This is a genomic window from Collimonas fungivorans (assembly GCF_028292705.1).
GTDB classification, from domain to species: Bacteria; Pseudomonadota; Gammaproteobacteria; order Burkholderiales; family Burkholderiaceae_D; genus Collimonas; species Collimonas fungivorans_B.
The window spans coordinates 1-4483 of the sequence record NZ_JAQGLV010000131.1 but is presented as its reverse complement, the minus strand read 5'-3'; the positions used below and the strand labels follow the sequence as shown (position 1 = coordinate 4483).

Annotated in this window: 2 protein-coding genes and 1 pseudogene; 1 reads left to right on the top strand and 2 read right to left on the bottom strand. The window is 62.2% G+C overall.

Annotation, left to right across the window (positions count from 1 at the left end; genetic code table 11):
* The coding region (locus tag JWQ61_RS06315) for a DUF3300 domain-containing protein (RefSeq protein WP_304359778.1) at positions 1–1727 on the bottom strand (1727 nt) is incomplete at its 3' end.
* A 248-nt stretch (positions 1728–1975) separates the two neighbouring features.
* Here JWQ61_RS06315 and JWQ61_RS06310 point away from each other — a divergent pair.
* Entirely contained in the window at positions 1976–4015 is a 2040-nt protein-coding gene (locus JWQ61_RS06310; RefSeq protein WP_304359777.1) for an AsmA family protein, read from the top strand.
* A gap of 94 nt (positions 4016–4109) precedes the next feature.
* Here the strand turns inward: JWQ61_RS06310 and JWQ61_RS06305 are convergent.
* Positions 4110–4483 (bottom strand): annotated as a pseudogene (locus JWQ61_RS06305) (aspartate carbamoyltransferase); the annotation flags it as partial.

Below are 4483 nucleotides of genomic sequence, written 5' to 3'. Positions count from 1 at the left end.
GATTCCGGATGGTTGAAAAACTGCGGTCCGGGATTGCCCGCCGGCCGGTTCGGTTCCTGATGCATTTGCTGGCCGCCTTCAGGCCGATGCTGGGACTGCTCCGGCTGCCGGTTAGGCAGGTTTTGCGGCTGCGGTGTCGCTTGCGGCGTCGGCTGCGGTCTTGCCGCCTCAGGCGCGGCCGGCCGATTGACGTTCGGCCTTGGGACATTGCCGTTGAAAGGATTCTTATGCAGGTTCACCGGGTTTTCTGCATCCAGGTTCCTCGGCTGGACCGGACGCCGGCTCTGCGCGTTTTGCTGTAGCTGGTTCGGCAACGGCTTCTGCCCCGGTTCGCTGGCTTGCGGCTGGCCGGGAGCCGGCCGGAGGAAGCCCGGGCGCGCCAGTTGATTGGCGTTAGGCGCACCGCCGCTCGCTTGCGGCGGAGTCTTGCCGAAGTCGGGCCGGCTCATGTGGCCGAAATCCGGCTGCCCATGGTTTGGCCGCGGATTGCCGGCAAACGGCGCTGCATTCTGGTTCGGACGCTGCTGTGGCTGTGGCTGCGGCTGCGGCTGTGCAGGATTCGCTTGCGCCGGATTCGGCCGCTGCCCATTGAAGAAATTAGGCGCGCCGCCGCCCGGCTGGCCAGGGGGGCGCCCGCCGTTGGCCGCAGCAGGATTATTGCCGGGACCGCCAAAATTATTGCGGGTGTTGTTGTTCACCGTACTGTTGTTGTAGGTGTTGTTGTAGTTGTTGGTCACGCGATTGACGATCGTCGTCGAGCGCGACACATAGGTATTGTTGTTATACACAACCGCGGGCCGGTGCCAGCCATGGTCGCGGTCGCCGCCGCCGCGCCAGTTGCCGCCGCCGCCATCGCCGCCCCAATGCACGCCCCAAGAATTCCAGCCCCAGTCGTGATGGCTGATCACTGCGCCGACGGCGACGCCGAGGCCGAAGGTGATCACGCCGGCGGTCACTATCTCGCCAGGCGGGTAATAAGGTGCAGGGGGTTCGTAGGAATAACCGGGATAGACCGGCAGCGGCTGGCCATAGACCACGCCGGGATTGTAGGCCGGCACGTACACCACATCCGGTTCGGCCGGCTCGATCACGATGGTTTCCGGCGGTGGCGCAACCATTTCCGGGCCGGCGTAGACCAGCGGCTCGCCAGGCGGCAGCGCATAGTCAGTAGGCGGCGCAGGCTGCACGCGCGGCCTGACGGCGATGCGCTGCTGTTTGCTGTCCTTCAGATTGCCGCTGCTGGCGGCGCGCTGGCGCATCACCTGGATCGCATTCATCACGTCGCTAGGATCGTTGACGTAAGCATCGCCAAGGGCCGAGGTCCAGGGAATGTTGCGCGCCATCTGGTCCAGCACGCTGGGAAACTGCGTCAAGCCTTTGACGCTGACGTCCCAGGGCTGCTGGTTGGCCGCGTCCTGCAGCTGGGCGCCTTTCAGGTTCTTGTTTTGCGCCAGCCAGTTATCGGCGGCGGTTATCTGGTCGGGATAGCTGGATGCGGCCAGTACTTGCGCCACCAGCTTGTCGGGAAACAGTGCGATAGGACCGACCAGCTGATACAGCTGGTCGGCGGTTGGCGGTACATAGGCAGGGGCCGCCGGTGCTTGTTGCGCCTGGGGCGCGGCTGCAGCAGGTACGGCGTCGGGCTTTTTGTCGCAGGCGGCCAGCGGCAGCACCGCTACGCAGACGCTCAGCATCAGCGACATCGAGGTATTTTTATTGTTACTCATTTTTTGCTCCAGACTACGAGGAATGGACGGTAGTTACACGCTAGCACGGCAGCTTGGCCGCGCAACATCGGGTTACAAACGCTTGCATGTCTCACACAAACGCAGAGGACAGTCTCTAGATAACGCCTCATCGCCGGGTCCCGATGACATACAATTTCTTATCAGTTTCATTATTATCAAAGCGACAAGCACAGTATTCCAGATACTTGTCAAATTGAACTTTTGATAGCGAGTTGCCTCACAACCTTATGACTACCTCTACATTTCCCCCGCTACGGCGTCCGGTTCGAGTGCTGTTGTGGTCGATTGCGGCGTTGATTGGTTTGATCGCCCTGTGCGTGGCGCTGCTGCTCACGTTCGACTGGAACCGCGCCAAACCGTGGCTCAACCAGCGGGTCAGCGAGGCTACCGGACGCAATTTTGCGATTCGCGGCGACCTCGCGCTTACCTGGCAAAACTCGCAGACCGACCTCGACAGCTGGCGCCGCTGGGTGCCCTGGCCGCGCCTGAGCGCGAAGGACATCGTGCTGGACAATCCGGACTGGGCCAAGACCGGTCCGCACATGGCGGAGATCGGCCAGCTGACGTTTTCATTGAGTCCCTTGCCGCTGCTGGCGCACCAGATCGTGGTGCCGTCGCTGGAGCTGGATACGCCGAGCATCGCGCTGGAGCGCAAGCCGGATGGCGACAACAACTGGACTTTCAAATCCAGCGGACCGTCCGCCTGGCAGCTTGAGCTGCAAAAGCTGGTGCTGGCGAAAGGCACGGTGAGATTGCTTGATCCCGTCAGCAAGCTCGACATCAAGGCCGACATCGACAGCTTGCCGGTGGTCAGCCCTGAAGGTTACGGCATCGGCTGGAAAGTCGGCGGCACCTTCAACAAAGCCGCTGTCGGCGGCGAAGGCAAGGCAGGCGCAGTGCTGTCGCTGCAGAATTCCAGCAAGCCGTATCCGCTGCAAGCCAGCATCCATGTAGGCAAGACCGCGATTGCAATCCAGGGCACGCTGACCAAACCGAGCGACCTGGCGGCGCTGGACCTGCGCCTGAAACTGTCGGGCGCCAGCATGTCGAACCTGTATCCGCTGACCGGCATCGTGCTGCCGGCGACGCCGCCGTTCGCCACCGAAGGGCGGCTGATCGGCAAGCTCAACAGCGCCGGCGGCGACTGGATCTACGATAAATTCAGCGGCCGCGTCGGTTCCAGCGACCTGTCCGGCACGCTGGAATATGTCGCGCAGAAACCGCGGCCTTTGCTGAAAGGTACGCTGTTGTCGAACCAGCTTAAGCTGCAGGACTTGGCGCCGCTGATCGGCGCCGACTCCAACGCCAGCAAGGCCAATCGCGGCGATGGCGTGGCGCAACCGGGCAACAAGGTGCTGCCGGTGGAGCAGTTCGATACCGCGCGCTGGGGCAGTATCGATGCCGACGTCAAATTCACCGGCCGCAAGATCATCCGCGATAAAGACTTGCCGATCCAGGACCTGGTGGCCGACCTGCATCTGAAGGACAGCGTGCTGTCGCTGACGCCGCTGAACTTTGGCGTGGCTGGCGGCAACCTGGTTTCCAACATCAAGCTCGACGGCAGCAATAAGCTGATCAAGGCGGAAATGAAAATTTCGGCGCGCCATCTGAAAATCAAGCAGCTGTTCCCTACGCTGGCGTCAGCCCAGGCCAGCCTGGGGGAAATCAATGGCGACGCTTCGCTGTCCGCAGTCGGCAATTCGGTGGCCAGCCTGCTGGGCAGCTCGAACGGCGAACTGAAAACCCTGATCAACCAGGGCACCATCAGCAAGTTCCTGCTGGAAGCGGCGGGCCTGAATATCGGCAATGTGGTGATTTCCAAGCTGTTCGGCGACAAACAAGTGAAGCTGAATTGCCTGGCCAGCGATTTTGCCGTGACCAATGGCGTGATGGATGCGCGCACCTTCGTGATGGATACCGACGATGCCATCATCAATGTCCAAGGCCAGGTCAACCTGGCGCAGGAGTCGCTGGCCCTGACCATCAATCCGAAGACCAAGGGATTGCGCATCTTCTCGCTCAGGTCGCCGCTGCACGTCACAGGCAGCTTCAAGAACCCGGACGTAGGGGTGGACAAGGGTGTGCTGGCGTTGAAGGCTGGCGGCGCGATTGCGCTGGGCGTGCTGGCTCCGGTGGCGGCCGTGCTGCCTCTGATTAATATCAGCGCGGACCAGCAAAGCGATTGCGCCGGCCTGCTGGCGCTGGCCAAGGAAAAGCCGGTGGCGCCGCCGCCTGGCAAGACATTGCGCCCAAAGAAGACGCACTGAGCTTCATTTTCCTGCTGAATACGGCCGGGCCTGCCTAGGCCGGCCCGCGAATTTCAATCGGGTCCGTCTGGGCGCGCCATCTAGGCGATCCCGTCTAGGCGACCCCATCAAATGCCGCATCATCCGGTCCGACATGGTGCGGCGAACGCCAGCTGGCGTCGCGCATCGAATGCTGCACCTGGTTTTCCACACCTAGCAAAGTCGCAAAGATCGCCATCCTCACCGGTATGCCGTTGTCCGTCTGGCGGAAGATCGCCAAGCGCGGATCGTGGTTGAGATCGGTGCTGAGGTCGTTGGCGCCCGGCCTGCCGTCGCGCGGCAGGGGATGCATGACGATGGTGTCGGCGCTGCAGGCGGAATCGATCAGCGCCTGGTTGATCTGGAAATCCGGGGTGTAGCCCTCTATCGCCTCGTCGGCAAAGCGTTCTTTCTGGATCCGGGTCGCGTACACGATATCAGCCCCCTTCA

Bases quoted from the DNA above. Each gene is read 5' to 3' on its own strand.
- JWQ61_RS06310 (WP_304359777.1), top strand. From the start codon at position 1,976: ATGACTACCTCTACATTTCCCCCGCTACGGCGTCCGGTTCGAGTGCTG.